This window comes from Pseudomonas sp. Soil_N_39 (assembly GCF_057655955.1).
This window is the reverse complement of the sequence record NZ_JBDGLI010000071.1, coordinates 1-256: the sequence shown is the minus strand read 5'-3', so window position 1 is coordinate 256 and position 256 is coordinate 1. Positions and strand designations below refer to the sequence as shown.

Genomic DNA, 256 nt, shown 5'->3' with positions numbered 1-256 from the left:
GCGGGAATAGCTCAGTTGGTAGAGCACGACCTTGCCAAGGTCGGGGTCGCGAGTTCGAGTCTCGTTTCCCGCTCCAATTTTAAACAGCGTTGCTTTCGGGCAAGGCTGAGTGAAGCCAGAGCCGCCATCTTCGGATGCGGATTTGGGCACTGAAATACACACCATGTGTTTCAGTTAGCGTGTCCCCTTCGTCTAGTGGCCTAGGACACCGCCCTTTCACGGCGGTAACAGGGGTTCGAGTCCCCTAGGGGACGCC

At 57.4% G+C, this 256-nt stretch carries 2 tRNA genes; both read left to right on the top strand.

Annotated features, from left to right (window positions below):
- Window positions 1-76 (top strand) — tRNA-Gly (locus AC3A5O_RS28860).
- 105 nt (window positions 77-181) lie between these two features.
- A tRNA-Glu gene (locus AC3A5O_RS28855) sits at window positions 182-254 on the top strand.
- Window positions 255-256 lie beyond the last annotated feature (2 nt).